15 protein-coding genes and 1 tRNA gene are annotated in these 15,804 nt (G+C 67.1%); 6 read left to right on the top strand and 10 right to left on the bottom strand.

All coding sequences use genetic code 11. The features are described 5' to 3' along the window. Positions 1–5 precede the first annotated feature (5 nt). On the bottom strand, positions 6–206 hold the full coding sequence (gene rpmI / locus ACFJGT_RS04780) for a 50S ribosomal protein L35 (RefSeq protein ID WP_377846399.1): 201 nt from the start codon (positions 204–206) through the stop codon (positions 6–8). 269 nt (positions 207–475) lie between these two features. On the opposite strand from rpmI, the gene ACFJGT_RS04775 reads away from it, so the two are divergent. Next, entirely contained in the window at positions 476–1,498 is a 1,023-nt protein-coding gene (locus ACFJGT_RS04775) for an amino acid ABC transporter substrate-binding protein (RefSeq protein WP_377846397.1), read from the top strand. 217 nt (positions 1,499–1,715) lie between these two features. Here the strand turns inward: ACFJGT_RS04775 and ACFJGT_RS04770 are convergent, their stop codons facing one another. Continuing rightward, the gene (locus tag ACFJGT_RS04770; protein WP_377846394.1) at positions 1,716–2,924 is read right to left on the bottom strand and encodes an MFS transporter; all 1,209 of its coding nucleotides are present in this window, start codon (positions 2,922–2,924) and stop codon (positions 1,716–1,718) included. Between the two features lie 105 nt (positions 2,925–3,029). Here ACFJGT_RS04770 and ACFJGT_RS04765 point away from each other — a divergent pair, with 105 nt between their 5' ends. Continuing rightward, on the top strand, positions 3,030–3,626 hold the full coding sequence (locus ACFJGT_RS04765) for a TetR/AcrR family transcriptional regulator (RefSeq protein WP_377846392.1): 597 nt from the start codon (positions 3,030–3,032) through the stop codon (positions 3,624–3,626). A gap of 60 nt (positions 3,627–3,686) precedes the next feature. On the opposite strand, the gene infC is transcribed toward ACFJGT_RS04765, so the two are convergent. Both infC and ACFJGT_RS04755 read right to left on the bottom strand, forming a co-directional pair. Then, positions 3,687–4,280 carry a translation initiation factor IF-3 gene (gene infC, locus ACFJGT_RS04760; RefSeq protein ID WP_377846390.1) on the bottom strand — a complete coding sequence of 198 codons (594 nt, stop codon included), beginning with the start codon at positions 4,278–4,280 and terminating at the stop codon, positions 3,687–3,689. A gap of 70 nt (positions 4,281–4,350) precedes the next feature. Then, on the bottom strand, positions 4,351–5,568 hold the full coding sequence (locus ACFJGT_RS04755) for a glycosyltransferase family 4 protein (RefSeq protein ID WP_377846388.1): 1,218 nt from the start codon (positions 5,566–5,568) through the stop codon (positions 4,351–4,353). A gap of 107 nt (positions 5,569–5,675) precedes the next feature. Here ACFJGT_RS04755 and ACFJGT_RS04750 point away from each other — a divergent pair, with 107 nt between their 5' ends. Next, positions 5,676–6,452, top strand: coding sequence for an alpha/beta hydrolase (locus ACFJGT_RS04750; protein ID WP_377846386.1), 777 nt, complete (start codon positions 5,676–5,678; stop codon positions 6,450–6,452). 18 nt (positions 6,453–6,470) lie between these two features. On the opposite strand, the gene ACFJGT_RS04745 is transcribed toward ACFJGT_RS04750, so the two are convergent. The 5 genes from ACFJGT_RS04745 to ACFJGT_RS04725 all read right to left on the bottom strand — a co-directional run bounded on the left by ACFJGT_RS04745 (position 6,471) and on the right by ACFJGT_RS04725 (position 9,031). Continuing rightward, the gene (locus tag ACFJGT_RS04745; protein WP_377846384.1) at positions 6,471–6,737 is read right to left on the bottom strand and encodes a DUF1150 family protein; all 267 of its coding nucleotides are present in this window, start codon (positions 6,735–6,737) and stop codon (positions 6,471–6,473) included. A 111-nt stretch (positions 6,738–6,848) separates the two neighbouring features. Next, complete coding sequence (locus tag ACFJGT_RS04740) at positions 6,849–7,277, bottom strand: Hsp20 family protein (RefSeq protein ID WP_377846382.1); 429 nt, start codon at positions 7,275–7,277, stop codon at positions 6,849–6,851. Between the two features lie 184 nt (positions 7,278–7,461). After that, positions 7,462–7,538, bottom strand: a tRNA-His gene (locus ACFJGT_RS04735). 149 nt (positions 7,539–7,687) lie between these two features. Next, the gene (locus ACFJGT_RS04730; RefSeq protein ID WP_377846380.1) at positions 7,688–8,539 is read right to left on the bottom strand and encodes a phasin family protein; all 852 of its coding nucleotides are present in this window, start codon (positions 8,537–8,539) and stop codon (positions 7,688–7,690) included. A gap of 96 nt (positions 8,540–8,635) precedes the next feature. Next, positions 8,636–9,031 (bottom strand): phasin, encoded by a 396-nt coding sequence (locus ACFJGT_RS04725; protein ID WP_377846378.1) that lies wholly within the window; start codon positions 9,029–9,031, stop codon positions 8,636–8,638. A gap of 224 nt (positions 9,032–9,255) precedes the next feature. On the opposite strand from ACFJGT_RS04725, the gene ACFJGT_RS04720 reads away from it, so the two are divergent. Next, positions 9,256–12,234: an ATP-binding protein gene (locus ACFJGT_RS04720; RefSeq protein ID WP_377846376.1), complete on the top strand. Its 2,979-nt coding sequence runs from the start codon at positions 9,256–9,258 to the stop codon at positions 12,232–12,234. Between the two features lie 59 nt (positions 12,235–12,293). Here the strand turns inward: ACFJGT_RS04720 and mgtE are convergent, their stop codons facing one another. Further along, positions 12,294–13,661 (bottom strand): magnesium transporter, encoded by a 1,368-nt coding sequence (mgtE, locus tag ACFJGT_RS04715; protein ID WP_377846374.1) that lies wholly within the window; start codon positions 13,659–13,661, stop codon positions 12,294–12,296. Positions 13,662–13,991: 330 nt separating this feature from the next. On the opposite strand from mgtE, the gene ACFJGT_RS04710 reads away from it, so the two are divergent. Next, a complete protein-coding gene (locus ACFJGT_RS04710) occupies positions 13,992–14,654 on the top strand; it encodes a glutathione S-transferase family protein (RefSeq protein ID WP_377846372.1) in 663 nt (220 codons plus the stop codon). Positions 14,655–14,737: 83 nt separating this feature from the next. Continuing rightward, complete coding sequence (locus ACFJGT_RS04705) at positions 14,738–15,673, top strand: DMT family transporter (RefSeq protein WP_377846370.1); 936 nt, start codon at positions 14,738–14,740, stop codon at positions 15,671–15,673. The last annotated feature ends 131 nt before the right edge of the window (positions 15,674–15,804 follow it).

Raw genomic sequence — 15,804 nt, 5'->3', positions numbered from 1 at the left:
TGGCGTCAGCCGTTGGGAAGGAAGAACTTCTTCACGTTGGCCGCATCGCCCTCGAACAGGACGGTGGTGCCGCGGTGATTGCGGAGCTGCTTGTTGGTCCGCTTGATCATCCCGTGACGCTTGCCGGCCTGGGCGTACATCACCTTGCCGGTTCCGGTGATCTTGAACCGCTTTTTAGCGGCCGATTTGGTCTTGATCTTGGGCATTTGAGCTCCTCAATGGTCGTGGCTGCGCGCCTTTGCGGACGCGTTGCCAATGTCTTGCTTTCAGGAAGCAAAGCACGATCGCCACGGCAGCCCTTATCAGCCGGGCGATCGAAGGCCGGGCCTATCGCAGAAAATACCGGCTTTTGCAAGTGCGAAGCCGGCAATCCCCAGCAAGGCTGCCCGGAAAAGCAGCAGCCCTTCGTCTGCCTTCATCAAATGCCCGTCACATCCTAAGGTCAACAGGCGCATTCCGCATCTGGAGATACCCCGTGAAGAAGCTCCTCACCCTCGCCGCAGGCCTTGCCCTGACGGCAGCCGCCTCTGCTCCCGCCCTCGCCCAGTCGACGCTCGACAAGATCAAGGCGCGCGGCCACATCATCTGCGGGGCCAGCGAGGGCGTTCCCGGCTTCTCGCTGCAGGACAAGAACGGCGTCTGGCAGGGCTTCGACACCGATGTCTGCCGCGCGCTCGCAGCCGCGATCTTCAACGATCCGACCAAGGCGACCTATCTCTCGCTATCGAGCAAGAACCGCCTCGTCGCGCTGCAATCCGGCGAGATCGACGTGCTCGCCCGCACCACCACCTGGTCGCTCGGCCGCGATATCGGCCAGGGCGTCGTTTTCACCACCGTCAACTATTATGACGGACAAGGCTTCATCGTCCGCAAGAAGCTCGGCGTGAAGGGCGTCAAGGAGCTCAACGGCGCTTCGGTCTGCGTCTCGCAGGGCACGACGACCGAGCTCAACCTCGCCGATTACGGCCGTACCAACAACATCAAGTTCGAGACCGTTGCCTTCGCGACGCTGGAGGATACGGTGCAGGCCTATGAGGCGGGGCGCTGCGACGCCTATACCACCGATCTCTCGGCGCTCGCCGGCACGCGCGGCCGGTTGAAGGACCCCGAGGAGCACATGCTGCTGCAAGAGGTCATCTCCAAGGAACCGCTCGGCCCCTGGGTGCGCAAGAACGACCCGACCTGGTTCGATCTCGTGCGCTGGACCGTGATCGCCACGGTCAATGCCGAGGAGCTCGGCGTCACCCAGGCCAATGTCGAGGAACTGGCCAAGACCTCGCAGAACCCCGAAGTCCGTCGCATGCTCGGCGCTGAGGGCAAGTTCGGCGAAGGCCTCGGCCTGACCAATGACTGGGTCGTGCGCATCGTCAAGGCCGTCGGCAATTACGGCGAGAGCTTCGAGCGGCATTTCGGCGCGAAGACCACGAACCCGCTGCCGCGCGGCGTCAACAACCTCTGGACCAAGGGCGGCCTGCAATACGGCCCGCCGATCCGCTGAGGTTCGAGCAAGACGCTTCAAGCAAGAAAGCCGCCCCGGTGGGCGGCTTTTTTGATAGGGATCATTGTGCTCGGAAACACATCGTCATCCCGGGCTTGACCCGGGATCCATCGAAGGGCGCCGCGCTCTATGATGGATCCCGGATCGGCGCCGCTTCGCGGCTTGTCCAGGATGACGACGCACTCCTCAGCAATTGGTGGGCTTACAAGCGGCCGCCTCAAGCAGCTTCGCAGACCAGCGTTTCGGCTCGCGCACCGAGCAGGCGATTAAAACCGACAAGCACGACCAGCAGGGCAGCGACACCCGCGCCTACCGAGATCCAGAAGCCGCTATGGGCGCCGAAAGCGTCGATCAGCATGCCAGCGGCAGAGGCGCCGACCGCCATGCCGATGCCGATGCCGGTGATGCCCCAGGTCATGCCCTCGGTGAGCTGGCGCGGCGGCACCAGGCGCTCGATCAGGCCCATGGCGATGATGATCGTCGGCGAGACAGCCGCCCCCGCCATGAAGAAGACCAGCGCCAGCGAGGCTAGCCCCGTCACGGCCAGCAGCGGCAAGGTCGTGGCGGCTGCCAGCGCAATCGCAGCGAGGAACTGCGTCGCGAGCGAGGCCTTGAGCCTGAGCGTCCCGAAGACGAGGCCGACGATCAGCGAGCCCGCCGCATAGATCGCGAGAACGAAGCTCGCCGACGCCTTCTGCCCCTGCGCTTCGGCGAAGGCGACGGCTGTGATCTCGGCCGTGCCGAAGATCGCGCCGATGGCGATCATGGCAAGCACGACGACCTGGACGCCGCCGAGCCGGATGACCGAGGTATCGGCCTCGGCAGCGCGGGCGCGAACCGGGGGCTCGGTCCGCCGCTGCGCACAGAGCAAGGGCACGCCGACGACCAGGAAGATCAGGGCGGCCAACGGTCCGGCCTCGGGGAACAGGCTGACGCTGAGCCCGATCGCCACGATCGGCCCGACGATGAAGATGACCTCGTCGACCACCGATTCGAAGGCGAAGGCCGTGCGCAATTGCGGGGTGTCGCGGTAGAACTCGGTCCAGCGCGCCCGCACCATCGCGCCGATGCTCGGCATCAGCCCGGCGAGCAGCGCGAAGACGAAGAGCAGCCAGCTCGGCGCGCCCGTCCAGGTCGCGACCATCAGGCCGCTCAGCGCGAGCGCTCCGGCTGCGGCGGCCGGCATCAGCACGCGGCGCTGGCCGTAGCGATCGACGAGGCGCGAGACCTGCGGCGTGATCAGCGCGCTGGCGAGCGCGAAGGTCGCGGCGACCGCGCCGGCGATCGCATATTCCCCGCGCCGCTCGGACAGCATGGTGACGATGCCGAGGCCGACCATCGAGGCCGGCAGGCGGGCGATGAAGCCGGCGCCGGAAAAGGCAAAGGCGCCCGGCACCTGAAAGATTTCGCGATAGGGATTAGGCATGGCTCGAACCGTGATTGCGGACATACGCCGCGTATGTGAGTGAATGCGTAATTGCATACGCCGCGCATGTCAATTAACATACGGGCCGTATGTGATGGGGATATGATGGCCCGCAGACTTCGTGCCGACATGATCGCGGAAACCCGCGCCAGCCTGATCGCGGCCGCGCGCGAGGCGTTCGGCACCGCGGGCTATGCCGCCGCCTCGATGGATGACCTGACGGCGGCGGCCGGACTGACGCGCGGCGCGCTCTATCACCATTTCGGCGACAAGAAGGGCCTGTTCGCCGCCGTGCTCGACCAGATCGACGCGGAGATGACGGTGCGGCTGCGTGCCGTCTCGGACCGGGCCGAGGATCGTTGGACCGGCTTCCGCGACGAATGCGCCGCCTATCTCGCCATGGCGCTGGAGCCGGAGATCCAGCGCATCATGCTGCGCGACGGGCCGGCCGTGCTCGGCGATCCCTGGAGCTGGCCGATCCAGAACGACTGCATCTGGATGATGGCCAGTAGCCTTGACGCGCTCGTCGCCGAGGGCGTGCTGGCGCCGCTCGATCCGGAGGCGGTGGCGACACTGATCTTCGGCGCGACCCAGCATGCGGCACAGTGGATCGCGCATGCGCCCGATCCGGAAGCGGCCCTCGGGAGCGCGACCGATGCCTTCGACGCGATGCTCGACGGGCTCCTGCGCAAGACCACATGAAAAAGGGCGCCAGAGGCGCCCTATTTCTCGATCTGCATGCGATCGCGGATGTCTCGCGCCTCAGCGCGGCGCGAGCACCATGACCATCTGGCGGCCTTCGAGCTGCCAGTCGCTCTCGACCTTGGCGATCTCGGCGGTATCGACCTTGACCCGCTCTAGCACCTTCACGCCGAGGTCCTGATGCGCCATCTCGCGGCCGCGGAAGCGCAGGGTGACCTTCACCTTGTCGCCTTCCTCGAAGAAGCCGTGCATGGCCTTCATCTTCACGTCGTAGTCGTGCTTGTCGATGCCGGGGCGCAGCTTGATTTCCTTGATCTCGATGGTGCGCTGCTTCTTGCGCGCCTCCGAGGCCTTCTTCTGCTCGAGAAAGCGGAAGCGACCGTAATCGAGGATCTTGCAGACCGGCGGAACGGAGTTCGGGGCGATCTCGACGAGGTCGAGACCGGCATCCTCGGCGAGCTTCAACGCATCGAAGAACGAGACCACGCCACGGTTGGCGCCGGTATCGTCGATGAGCTGAACCTCGCGAACTCCGCGGATGTCGCGGTTCGAGCGGGGACCTTCCTTGGTCGGGGTCGGGGCAGCGCGGTAGGGACGACGAATGGGGGTATTCTCCTGTACTTGGCGCTCTCCGCGCCGTTGTTGCAGACACATTGCACAAAGACGGGCGATGTCAATGCATGACACCGCCACGGCAGGCATCTCCCACCGCGCGGTGGGCCGATCAGCGCCCCAGCAACGCGCAATAGACGTCGAGGGTTTCCGCGACCATCGCCTCGAGCGAGAAATGCCGCTCGACATGGACCCGCGCCCGCCGCGCCAGCGCATCGCGGGCGGAAGGGCGCAAAGCGAGCGCCTCGTTCAGCCCGGCGGCAAGCGCCGCGGCATCGCCCGGAGGCACATGCCAGCCGGTGCGCTCGCCCGGCTGAACCTGCGGCGGCGCCAGCACCGTCTCGGGCACGGCCCCGAGATCCGAGACCACGACGGGCGTGCCCATCGCCTGCGCCTCGACCGCGACGCGGCCGAAGGCTTCCGGATCGGTCGAGGGCACCGCGACGACCGCAGCCGAAAGCATCGCCGCCGGCATGTCAGAGCAATGGCCGACGCGCTTCACCCGGCCTTCCAGCCCGGCCTTGGCGATCAGCGCGTCGAGCTCCTTGACGTAGCCGTCCCTGCCCTGTGCATCGCCGGCGAGGATGAAGGCCGTGTCGGTATCGCCGCCGTCGCGCATGATGCGCGCGGCCTCGATCAGCACGCGCTGGCCCTTCCAGTTGGTCAGCCGGCCGGGCAGTAGCACGATGCGCTGGTGAGGCTCGACGCCCCAGGCCTTGCGCAGGGCCTGCACGCGATCGGCACCGACGGCCGTCGGCGCGAAGGCCGAGAAATTGGTGCCGCGATTGACGACCCTGACACGGTCCCCGGCGACGGGGTGCTTCGCCTGGATCAGACCGGCCGTGTAGTGGGAATTGGCGATGACGACATCGCCGCGCGCCATTACGGAGTTATAGAGCGTCTTCACCGCCGAGCGGCTGTTATAGGAGCCGTGATAGGTGGTGACGAAGGGCAGCTTCAGCAGCTTCGCCGCGCCGAGCGCAACCCAGGCCGGCGCGCGCGAGCGGGCATGGATCAGCTCCACCCCCTCCTGCTTGCAGAGCCGCGCCAGCTTGCGGATGTTGAAGAGCATCGCGACCGGGTTCTTGGAGGCCGCCGGGAACGGCAGCCAGACCCCGCCCTTGGCCTGCAACTCGGCGACGAGACGCCCGCCTTCGGTCGCGACCAGAGCACGCGCGCCGGCATCGGTCAGACCCTTGGCGATATCGACGGCAGTGCGCTCGGCCCCGCCGGCTTCGAGCTCGGGAATGATCTGCAGGATCGTCCGCCCCGCCAGCGGATGCGTTTCGGTCGATGGTAGCGAAAGATGGGCACCCGGCTGGAAGGACATTCGCTCTCGGTCTGGACTTTCGTGAACGGGGGCGAATATGCCCCTATCGGTTGCCAGCCGCAGCCTTTAATCGCCGCGGCCGGATGATTCGTCACAGGAGATTTGCCTTGGAGCGTCAGCCGCCGCAATGGCTCGAGGTCGGAGACGGCCCCTCGAAGCGCCGCCTCGCCTATCTCCTGCAGGAGGGAACCGGTGCGCCAATCGTCTGGCTCGGCGGCTTCCGCTCCGACATGCGGGCGACCAAGGCCGAGGCGCTGGCCGCCTGGGCAGGGGCGAACGGCCGCGCCTGCCTGCGCTTCGACTATGGCGGCCATGGCGAGAGCGACGGCGATTTCGGCAGCTTCACCCTGTCGGACTGGCTCGGCGATGCGCTGGCAGTGATCGAAAGCCAATGCCGCCAACCGCCGATCCTGGTGGGCTCCTCGATGGGCGGCTGGATCGCGCTGCTCGCGGCCCGCAAGCTGCTCGGAACTCCGCGACAGCCGGCCGGGCTCGTTCTGATCGCGCCTGCAGTCGATTTCTCCGAAGATCTGATGTGGGCGCAGATGCCCGATTCAATCCGCAGGATGATCATGGAGGAAGGTGTCTGGCAGCGGCCTTCGGAATACTCCCCCGAGCCGACGCCGATCACCCGCGCCCTGATCGAGGACGGGCGCAAGCACCTGATGTTCGGCGGCGAGATCAAGGCCGGCTGCCCCGTGCATATCCTGCAGGGGATGCGCGACCCCGACGTGCCCTGGCGCCAGGCGCTGAAGCTCGTCGAGCATCTCAGTGGCGATCCCGTCGTCCTGACCTTGATCAAGGACGGCGACCACCGCCTGTCCACGCCGGACGATATCGTGAGATTGCAATCGGCGGTCGCCGGGATGGCGACCGCGCCCTGACCTGGAGCCCGGTCGGCGTCAGTGGACGCTGACCATCTTCAGGTCGTGCTCCCAGGCATTGGCCGTGGCGGCTTCGCGCGAATCGGTGACGAGGATCGGCGCACCGTCGGCCGAGAGCAGGGTGAAGAGCTGCAAGCCGGACTCGATCTTGGGAGCCTGCGGGAAAATCCGCATCAGCTCGTCGGAGCTCATCGACTTGATGTAAGCGACCTCGCCAGCGCCGAGCGCGGCGAATTCCGCGGGGGTCAGCGGGTTGGTCTGGATAAGATTGCCGTCCTGTTTCATCGCGCCCTCCTTCAGAGCAGTGCGAATGCGGTTCTGATACTGCGCCTTCAATTATGAACAGATGCGAAAACCGCTGACGCACCTTTCAAAAGCTGGACGGGTCTCCGTCCTCTAATCCCGGCTCATGATATCGATACGCCGGACGAGCCGTTCCGGTTCCGGCCTGACCAGATCAATCGCCAGCAGGCCGTTCGACAGATCGGCGCCGAGAACCTGCATGCCATCGGCCAGCAGGAAGCTGCGCTGGAACTGGCGGGCGGCGATGCCGCGGTGCAGGAACTGGCGATTCTTGTCGTCGCTCTGGCGCCCCCGGATCGTGAGCTGGTTCTCTTCCAGCGTGATCTCGAGTTGCTCCCGGGCGAAGCCCGCGACGGCCAGGGTGATGCGCAGGCGATCGGGCTCGTCCTCCGTCCGGGGCAGCCGCTCGATATTATAGGGCGGATAACCCTCGCTCGCGCCCTTGGCGACACGATCGAGCGCACGCTCGATATCGTCGAAGCCGAGCAGGAACGGGTGGGACAAGCTAGGTGGACGCGTCATCTTCCAGGCCCTCGAAAGGCGCCTCATGGTCATCGGGACCCGCCGCCGGGCAGCATCCCGCAGGCGAAAGGCGAACCCTTCCGCTTGAGCCAGATATGGCGAAGCGCAAAGGCTGCTTCAAGGGGCGGCGCTGAGCCGGCGCAGCCTGGAAGGGGGAAGGTTCCGACAATGTCCGGAAGGAGAATGGTACAGCCACCCCGGCTTGAACGGGGGACCTCTAGATCCACAATCTAGCGCTCTAACCAACTGAGCTATGGCTGCCCAAACCAGGCTTCGCGACCGGCCGCCGTGGCGGGGTCGTCAGCGGCGCGGACCCTAGTGCCGGGATTCCGTTTTTGCAACCGCGTAATTCAACTCCGGCAGCGGAATTTCGGCGCGGCCATCGCACGCGCCGAATTCCGGCCGCTCGATCAGTCCTTGCGCAGGGCCGCGTTGGCGGCGCGCGCCAGCTCCTTCAGGTGTTCGGCATAGGATTCGTAGCTGCGGCGCACCGCCTTGGCCTGCAGCGCAATCGCCTCGGAAGCACTGTTGCTGCGTGCGAGCGACTGCGCATCGCCCAGCGTCGCCTCCAGCTCGGCGCAGGCATGATCGAGCATGCGGGCCTGCAAGGCGCCGAAGGCGCGCGCCATCGTAAGCGCCTGGCTCATGGCCGTCGCCGTGACGACAGCGGCCGCTTCGGGCGGGCGCGGCAGAGGCAGCGAATCGAGGGAAGCGGGCTGTGGCGGCCCCTTTGCGGCCGGTGCGGAAGCAGGCTCCGCCGGCTTCGCGATCGGGGCAACCGGCGCAGCCTCGACAGGCGCCGGCTTGGCGGCGACAGGCTTGGCAGCGACGGGTTTGGCCGGCGTCGATTCGGTGACCGCGGGCTTTGCCGGCACCAGCTTCACGTCGGCAACAACGGGCTTGGACACTGCGGCGGCAGGCTTGGCGGCCTTCGCGGCAACCTTCGGCCCGGCGATCTTCGCAGCGGATTTCTCGACCCGGACCTTGACCGGCGCCGCCTTCTTCGGAGCGCTTGCGGGAGCGGGCTTACTGACGGCAGCCGGTTTGGCCGCGGCGATGGGAGCCGGTGACGGAGCAGGAGCGACAACCTTGGCAGGCGCGGGCTTGGCCGGAGCGACGGCAGGGGACTGCGCGAATGCCTTCGGCTTCTCGGGGGCAGCGGCGGATGGCGGCGTTGCGGTGGGCGCCGGCGTCAGCGCCTTCACCGGAGACAGGCTGACCGGGACCTTGGACTTCGTCCGGGTCGGAGCAGGCTTGACCATGACAGCTCTCCTTCAACGGCAAACAGCGAAGGCCGGGCTCCGTGGCCCGGCCGAGAATACGATAACGGCGCCTCGCGGCGCCGAATCAGTAGCGTCTCAGCGACCCTTGGTCGCCTTGCTGACGGTCTCGGCGGCCTTGGTCGCGGCGTCCTGCGCGGCGGTGCCGAGGTCCTTGATCTGGCTCTGGAGCGCGGCGACCTGCGACTTCAGGAACTCGGACTGATGCTGCATGACCTCGGTCAGGTCCTTCGACTTCACCAGCTTTTGGGCGAAATCGAACGCGGCCGCGACGTTGTTCTCGGCATAGGAAATGGCCTTGCGGGTCGCGTCCTGCGTGTTGGCGCGGGCGCTCTCGGCCGTGCCATGCGCATTGTCCACAGCCTTATGGGCAGCGCCCATGAAGCCGTCAAACGCCTTGCGGGCCTGCTCTACGCTGCGCTCGGCGAACTCGCGCATTTCGGTGGGCACTTCATAAGGCAGCTTGCCGTTCATCGAATCCTCCTGTCGTGTGGCGATCCATCCCTAGATCATTGTGCACTGCAATATCATTGTTGCACCGCAATGACAACAGCGTGACAACTGGTGACAGCCGCCATGTTAACGCTGTTTCGATGAGAAGCGGGAGAGCGATCTTCGGTTCCATGGATTTGCCGCCGTTTGGGGTCTATTAAGGCTTTGTTAGGCATAACGGGCGCGGATCGAGCGAGCAGGCAGGCATGAGCGAGGCCGGAGAGGACTGGGCGGAGTGGGGCGTGGCGGCGGCTGAAGACGCCGCCCTTGCATCCTTTGCCGCCGGCGGCGCCCTGCTTCTGTGGGACCCGGCCGCCGAGAAGCCCCATTTCGTCAACGCCGCGGCGCAAGCGCTGCTGGGCGGACAAGCGACCCTGCCAGCCCCGACCCGGCAGCGCCTGAACCTTCTGGCCGACGGCCTGGCCTCGGCCAATGGCATCCGCCTGGAGCGCCTGCGCCTGACCGCGAGCTTCGCGGCAATGCCCGTCACCTGCGGCAGCAAGCTGCTTTCGCTGGCCGACGGCCGCTCGGCCCTGGCCATTGCCGTGCAGGCCTCGGAACTGCGCCGCCTCGGCATCACCGTCCCGCAGGCCGCGCCTGCGGAGCCTGCACCGGCCGTCGCTCCGGCGGCACCTGCCCCTCGGGATGAAGCCCCCTCGCCCGCCAAGCCGGCCATGGTCCGCTTCCTCTGGCAGTCCGATCGCGAGGGCAGGCTGACCAAGCTCTCCGACAACATCGCCATCCTGACCGGGCAGCCGGCAGCCGCCGGGCTGATCGGCCAGCGCTGGCAGGATCTGCTCGGCGCCAGCTTCGCCGACAGCGATGGCGGCCTGATCGAGCGATTCGCCAAGGCCACGACCTGGAGCGGCCATAGCGTGCTCTGGCGCACCGATTCGCCCGGCGAGGCCGCACCGGTCGAGATCTCAGGCGTGCCGGTGCTCGATGCCGCGCGCCAGCTCGCCGGCTTCCGCGGCTTCGGCATCGCCCGGCTCAACGAGCGCTGCCCGTTCCCGGTGGCCGATGCCGTGACGCCCAGCGTCGATGCCGAGGCTGAACAGATGGCCCCTGCCGTCGAGAGCGTGGCGGATGATGCGCTGACGCCGGCGACCGAGGCCGATCTCACGGCCATGGAGGCGATGGCCTCCACCACGTCGCCCATCGCCGAAGAGGTGACCGCCCCTCCCCTGCAGACGGCGGATGAGGACACTCCCGCCGCCAGGGAAGCCGAAGCAGACGACTTCTCCGACCTGCCTGAGGACGATTCGGACCTGCCTGAGGAAGACGCAGAAGAGGCGGACGATGCTGCCGCCTTGGCCGCGCTCGATCAGCCGGAGGACGAGCCCGCGCCGGAGCATGCCACTGAGGCCCCGATCGTGCCCGATCCGCTGCCCGGCAAGATCGTACCGCTGCGCAATGGCCATCTGACGGCGATCCGGCCTGTGCTCGAGCCGTCGAAGTCGCATCTGAGCTCGGCCGAGCGGAACGCCTTCCGCGAGATCGCCAAGGCGCTGGGCGCCAGGCTCGCGGGCGACGACGAGCCGAGCGCCCCGCGCCTGCCGCCGGTCGCGCCGCTGCAGGTCAAGGACAAGGAAGAAGCCCCTGCGTCGAAAGCGCTCGCGGAGGCCGAGGCTCCCGCACGGCAGCGCAACTCCCATGCCGACGTGCTCGACCGGCTGCCGGTCGCCGTTCTCGTGAACCGTGGCGACGAGGCGCTCTATGCCAATCGCACGCTGCTCGAACTGCTGGATTATGCCGACCTCGCCGACCTCAAGGCCGGCGGCAAGGTCAGCCGCCTGATCAAGGATGCCGCGCGCACCGATGGCGGCACGATGACGCTGATCGACCGGCTCGGCCATCTCGTTCCTGTCGATGCCGTGCTGTCGAGCGTGAGCTGGCAGGACGAACCGGCGACGCTGATGGCCTTCCGCCGTCCCGGTAGCGACGGCAGCGCGGTTCCGGTTCTGACCCCGGAAGAGGCGGAGGAAGCCGAGCTCGCGGCCGAATTCGCGGCGGAGGAATCCGAGTCGGCGGCACGGGTCGAGGCACTGCGGCTCGATGCCGACGCGCGCGATGCCCGCATCGGCGAGCTGACCGCCATGCTCGACACGGCGACCGACGGTGTCGTCACCGTCGACGATCGTGGACGCATCCTGTCGCTGAACAAGGCGGCCGAGGCGCTGTTCGGCTACGACCAGCGCGAGGTCACCGGCGAGCTGTTCACGCTACTCTTCGCCGGCGAGAGCCATGCGCCGGCGCTCGACTATCTCGAAGGCTTGAAGGGCGGCGGCGTCGCCTCGGTACTCAACGATGGGCGCGAGGTGCTGGGCCGCGTGCGGCAGGGCGGTAAGATCGCGCTGTTCATGACGATGGGCCAGATCGCCCATGGCAGCGAGCCGCGCTTCTGCGCGGTGCTGCGCGACCTGACCGCCTGGAAGAAGACCGAGGGCGAGCTGGTCGAGGCCCGCAAGGCGGCGGAGACGGCGAGTGCGCAGAAATCCGACGTGCTCGCCAAGATCAGCCACGAGATCCGCACGCCGCTCAACGCGATCATCGGGTTCGCCGAGGTGATGGCGGAGGAGCGCTTCGGGCCGATCGCCAACGAGCGCTACAAGGAATATCTGCGCGACATCCACCAGTCGGGCGGCTACGTCATCAGCCTCGTCAACGACCTGCTCGACCTCGCCAAGATCGAGGCCGGCAAGCTCGATCTCGACTTCGTCAGCGTCAACCTGAACGAGATCGCGCTGTCGACGGTGTCGCTGCTCCAGCCGGAGGCGCAGCGCGGCCGCGTCGTCCTGCGCTCGGGCCTCTCGCCGAAGCTGCCGCCGGTCGTCGCCGACGAGCGCTCGATCCGCCAGATCGCGATCAACCTGCTCTCGAACGCGGTGAAGTTCACCGATGCCGGCGGGCAGGTCATCATCTCGACCGCACTCGGCGACCAGGGCGAGGCGATCCTCAGGGTGCGCGACACCGGCATCGGCATGGACGACGACGAGCTTCGCCTCGCGCTCGAGCCCTTCCGCCAGGTGCCGACGACCCGGCGCGCCGGAGGCACGGGGCTCGGTCTGCCGCTGACCAAGGCGCTGGTCGAGGCGAACCGCGCGGCCATGGCGATCACCAGCGTCAAGAAAGAAGGCACGCTGGTCGAGATCACCTTCCCGCCGCAGCGCGTGCTGGCGAGCTGATCTAGCAACGACGCAGATACAAAAAAGCCCGGGGCAATCCCCCGGGCTTTTTCATGTGGTTAGAGCAGCGTCCCGGTCAGGATCAGCGCCGCCACGCCGAAATAGATCACCAGGCCGGTGACATCGACCAGCGTCGCGACGAAGGGCGCCGAGGCGCTGGCCGGGTCGAATCCGAGCCGCTTCAGCGCGAAGGGCAGCATCGAACCGGCGAGCGAGCCGAAGGTGACGATGCCGACGAGCGCGCCGCCGACGGTCGCCGCGATCAGGACCCAGTGCGGCCCGTAGTCGTAGAGACCAAGCCATTGCCACGCGATGATGCGGACGACGCCGATCAGGCCAAGGATGCTGCCGAGCGTCAGGCCGGTCGGCAGTTCGCGCAGCGCGATCCGCCACCAGTCCTTCAGCGTGACCTCGCGCAGCGCCAGCGCCCGGATGATCAGCGAGGTCGCCTGCGAGCCGGAATTGCCGCCCGAGCTCATGATCAGCGGGATGAACAGCGTCAGCACGAGCGCCTTCTCCAACTCGCCCTCGAAGAACTGCATGACGGAAGCCGTCAGCATCTCGCCGACCAGCAGGATCGAGAGCCAGCCGGCGCGCTTGCGGATCATCGCGAGGAAGCCGATCTCGTTATAGGGCTGGTCAAGCGCCTCCATGCCGCCGAGCTTCTGCACGTCCTCTGTGGTCTCGGCGATCATCGCGTCGATGACGTCGTCGAAAGTGACGATGCCGATGACCTGTTCGTCGGCATCGACGACGGGCACGGAGAGCAGGTCGTATTTGGTGATGAGGCGGGCGACCTCCTCGCGATCGATCTCGGCGGTCACGCAGATCGGCTTATGGGCGGGCACGACCGATTCGACCGGCGCCTCGGGATCGCCGCTGATCAGGCGGCGCAGCGAGACGGCACGCACCAGCTTGCGCGTGACGGAATCGAGCACGTAGATCGCGTAGACCGTCTCGCGCGAGCGCTCGACGCGGCGGATGTGGTCGAGCGTCTGCTGCACCGTCCAGTTCGAGGGCACGCTGACGAACTCGGTCGTCATGATCGAGCCGGCGCTGTGCTCAGGATAAGCCAGCAGCTTCTTGAGGTCGGAGCGGGTCTGGCGGTCGATGCGCCCGCTCAGGCGTTGTCGAACCTCCTCGTCGAACTCCTGGAAGACGTCGGCCGCGCGGTCCGCCGACATGGCGGAGAGCAGCGCGCCGGCGCGTTGGTCCGGCAGCAGCGCCACGGCATCGGCGGCGGCGGTAAATTCGGGCTGGTCCAGCACCTCGACGGCACGCTCGAACGGCAGTTCGGCCAGGACATGCGCGATGGTCGCGGTGTCCTGGTCGTTCAACGTCTCGACGATGTCGGCGACGTGTTCCTGCGCCAGCGTCTGGGCCAGCGTCACGGCAAGGAGGTCCGTGGTGGCGGCGGTATCATTCATGGCTCTGTTCCTTGCGATCGGGCCGTCGTGGCCGGATCGCAGGCGAGCCGGGGGACCCGGTCAGGCGCGCGAGACGGCGGCGGACGGCTTCGACTGTCGGCTGGGACTGTCGCTTGGCATCGGGTCGGGGTTTCCTGTGAGCAGCCGGCCGCAGAGGCCGGGAGCAGGAGGCCAATGCACCCGCAAGGCGCGCGCGTCAAACGGTTTTTTGCTGCGCGCGCGGCGATGATTGGCAGTGGCCGATGGCGCGCGCCCGGCCTATTGTCGCCGCGACGCGCCGGCCCCTGCCGGGGGCGTCCCCGTTCCGCACTCTCTTGCTGGATTCCGCCGATGTCCCTGACGATCTATGGCTGTTACCGCTCGCGCGCGACGCGCGTCATCTGGCTCGCCAACGAGCTCGGCCTGCCTTTCAACCATGTGCCGGTGATCCAGGCCTATCGCCTGCCCGACCCGAACGCGCCGGGCGTGCCGCTGCATACCCGCAGCGCCGACTTCCTCAAGGTCAACCCGAACGGCCATATCCCCAGCATCGACGATAACGGCTTCAAGCTGCACGAATCGCTGGCGATCAACCTCTATCTCGCCCGCAAGCATGGCGGCCCGCTCGCGCCCAAGGACGCGCAGGAGGAAGGGCTCGCCATCATGTGGTCGCTTTGGGCCGCGACCGAATGCGAGACCAACGCGCTCACCCTGCAGCAGCATCTCGCCGGCCTTCCGCCGGAGAAGCGCAAGCCGGACCTGATCGAGGCAGCGACCACCGCGCTGAAGGCTCCCTTTGCCGTGCTCGACAGGGCGCTGGCCGAGGGGAAGGGCCACTTGATGGGCGGGCGCTTCACCGTCGCCGACGTCAACGTCGCCGAGGTTATCCGCTACGCGAAGCTCGCACCGGAGCTCTTCGACACCAATCCGAACGTCAAGGCCTGGCTCGACACCTGCCAGGCGCGTCCGGCCTTCCAGGCGATGTGGCAGGCTCGCGACGCCGAAGCCGCCTGAGTCATGACAGGATACGGGTGGCCGGGCCTCGCCCGGCCACCTACTGACGCGGAATGACCCGGCCCAAGAGCAGAGCTTCCGCCATGACACAGCCTACATCCGCTCCCGCACTGCGCATGGGCCCGCTCGAATGGCTCCTGCTCATTATCCTGTCGGTTCTGTGGGGCGGCTCGTTCTTCTTCAACAAGCTGACCGTCGCGGAATGGCCGCCCTTCGCCGTCGTGCAAGTGCGCGTCGGCCTCGCGGCGCTGGCGCTGCTCCTCGTCGTGCGAATCGCCGGGCAGTCGATGGCGGTCGGGCGCGAGCTCTGGCTCGCCTTCTTCGGGATGGGCATCCTCAACAATCTGATCCCGTTCAGCCTGTTTCTCTGGGGGCAGCAGCAGATTGCCAGCGGCCTCGCCTCGATCCTGAACGCGACCACGCCGATCTTCGCGGTGCTGGTGATGCATTGCTTCGGCAACGAGAAGGCAACCGGACTGAAGCTCGGGGGCGTGCTGGCCGGCCTTGTCGGCGTCGCCATCCTGATGGGACCCGACGCGCTCAGCGGCCTCGGCTCCAATCTGGCGGCGCAGATCGCCTGTATCCTCGCCGCGGTCTCCTATGCCTTCTCCGGCCTGCTCGGCCGGCGTTTCCGGGGCGTGTCGCCATTGGTCGCCGCCACGGGCCAGCTCTCGGCCTCGACCGTAATGATGATCCCGATCGTTTTCGTGATGCACCCGCCTTGGACGCTGCCGGTGCCGTCCCAGACGGCGTTTCTTGCGCTCGTCGGACTGGCGCTGATCTCGACGGCCCTGGCCTATCTGCTGTTCTTCCGGATCATGCGCGCGGCCGGGCCGAGCAATGTCATGCTCGTCACCTTTCTGATCCCGGTCAGCGCGATCCTGCTCGGCTCCGGCCTCCTGGGTGAAGATTTGTTGCCGCGCCATTTCGCCGGCATGGCCGCGATCTTCGTCGGACTCGCGCTGATCGACGGCCGCATCGTGCGGATCGGGCAGCCGCGACCTGCTCCGACCGCCTGAGCCCAGATCGCTTCTCCGGAGCCTTCCACAGCCGGGGCGCTCGGATGGGCGCTCAGCCGAAAGGCTTTGTTGCCAAAAGATTATGAATTTCTGTAGGGTCGACACCTTGGCCGGAAACGCTATTGGCGACG

Source organism: Allobosea sp. UC22_33 (assembly GCF_042700715.1).
Taxonomy (GTDB): domain Bacteria; phylum Pseudomonadota; class Alphaproteobacteria; order Rhizobiales; family Beijerinckiaceae; genus Allobosea.
Note: the sequence above shows the minus strand (reverse complement) of the source record. Positions and strands in the feature narration are given on the sequence as shown.

Bases quoted from the DNA above. Each gene is read 5' to 3' on its own strand.
- rpmI (WP_377846399.1), bottom strand. From the start codon at position 206: ATGCCCAAGATCAAGACCAAATCGGCCGCTAAAAAGCGGTTCAAGATC.
- ACFJGT_RS04770 (WP_377846394.1), bottom strand. From the start codon at position 2,924: ATGCCTAATCCCTATCGCGAAATCTTTCAGGTGCCGGGCGCCTTTGCC.
- ACFJGT_RS04765 (WP_377846392.1), top strand. From the start codon at position 3,030: ATGGCCCGCAGACTTCGTGCCGACATGATCGCGGAAACCCGCGCCAGC.
- infC (WP_377846390.1), bottom strand. From the start codon at position 4,280: ATGTGTCTGCAACAACGGCGCGGAGAGCGCCAAGTACAGGAGAATACC.
- ACFJGT_RS04755 (WP_377846388.1), bottom strand. From the start codon at position 5,568: ATGTCCTTCCAGCCGGGTGCCCATCTTTCGCTACCATCGACCGAAACG.
- ACFJGT_RS04745 (WP_377846384.1), bottom strand. From the start codon at position 6,737: ATGAAACAGGACGGCAATCTTATCCAGACCAACCCGCTGACCCCCGCG.
- ACFJGT_RS04740 (WP_377846382.1), bottom strand. From the start codon at position 7,277: ATGACGCGTCCACCTAGCTTGTCCCACCCGTTCCTGCTCGGCTTCGAC.
- ACFJGT_RS04730 (WP_377846380.1), bottom strand. From the start codon at position 8,539: ATGGTCAAGCCTGCTCCGACCCGGACGAAGTCCAAGGTCCCGGTCAGC.
- ACFJGT_RS04725 (WP_377846378.1), bottom strand. From the start codon at position 9,031: ATGAACGGCAAGCTGCCTTATGAAGTGCCCACCGAAATGCGCGAGTTC.
- ACFJGT_RS04720 (WP_377846376.1), top strand. From the start codon at position 9,256: ATGAGCGAGGCCGGAGAGGACTGGGCGGAGTGGGGCGTGGCGGCGGCT.
- mgtE (WP_377846374.1), bottom strand. From the start codon at position 13,661: ATGAATGATACCGCCGCCACCACGGACCTCCTTGCCGTGACGCTGGCC.
- ACFJGT_RS04710 (WP_377846372.1), top strand. From the start codon at position 13,992: ATGTCCCTGACGATCTATGGCTGTTACCGCTCGCGCGCGACGCGCGTC.
- ACFJGT_RS04705 (WP_377846370.1), top strand. From the start codon at position 14,738: ATGACACAGCCTACATCCGCTCCCGCACTGCGCATGGGCCCGCTCGAA.